Source organism: Paraburkholderia nemoris, assembly GCF_905221015.1.
Lineage (GTDB): Bacteria > Pseudomonadota > Gammaproteobacteria > Burkholderiales > Burkholderiaceae > Paraburkholderia > Paraburkholderia nemoris.
Map to the genome: position 1 here is coordinate 1 of NZ_CAJNBO010000109.1, position 1062 is coordinate 1062.

1 protein-coding gene is annotated in these 1062 nt (G+C 64.4%); it reads left to right on the forward strand.

The annotated features are described in order from the left end of the window. Positions 1–1062 (forward strand): YadA family autotransporter adhesin (locus KHO33_RS41875; RefSeq protein WP_407946236.1); only part of this gene is annotated, 1062 nt, incomplete at both ends.

Consider the following 1062-nt stretch of genomic DNA (forward strand, 5'->3'; position numbering starts at 1 on the left):
CAGAACACGACGGACATCACGAACGTGCAGAACCAGCTGTCCAGCGGCTCGATCGGTCTGGTGCAGCAGTCGGCTGCGGGCCAGAACCTGACCGTCGGCGCAAGCACGGACGGTGCAGCGGTGGACTTCACCGGGACGGCGGGTGCGCGCGTGCTGACGGGCGTGGCGGCAGGTACGGCCGACACGGACGCAGTGAACGTGTCCCAGCTGAAGGCCACTGGGCTGATCGGTGAGAACGGTCAGGCGGTTGCGGCCGTGACGTACGACCAGAACGCGGACGGCACGCCGAACTACAACAGCGTGACGATGGGCGGCGGACAGGCGACCGGTCCAGTTACGATTCACAACGTGGCGGCGGGCGTTGTCGACACCGATGCGGTGAACGTGGCGCAGTTGAAGTCCACGGGACTGATCGGTGACAACGGTCAGGCGATGGCAGCGGTGACCTATGACACGAACGCCAACGGCACGCCGAACTACAACAGCGTGACACTGGGCGGTGGACTGTCGGCTGGCCCGGTAGTGCTGACCAACGTCGCCAACGGCACGAGCCAGTACGACGCGGTGAACTTCGGCCAGCTGTCGACGTTGCAGAATCAGGTGGCGACCATTGACAGCCAGGTGACGAGCCTTACGAATAGCATTGGTTCGGGTGGCGGTTCAAACCCGTACTCCAACGCGACCGACACTCAGACGAACGGTGGCGATCAAGCTGTGGCAAATGCTGCAGCGCCGGGCACCGCGCCGGGTGGTACGGCGGCAGGTTCGGGTGCTACGGTGACAGGCAACAACGGCACCGCGCTGGGTTCGAACGCCAGTGCTGCCGCGGACAACTCGGTGGCGCTGGGCGCAGGTTCGGTCGCCGATCGTGCGAACACGGTGTCGGTGGGTTCGGCGGGCAACGAGCGGCAGATTACGAACGTTGCGGCGGGTACGGCGGACACCGATGCGGTCAACGTTGGCCAGCTGAACAGTTCGGTTGCACAGGGCGTACAGCAGGCTAACAGCTACACCAATCAGCAGATTGCCGGCGTACAGAATCAGATCAACGACGTCGCGAAG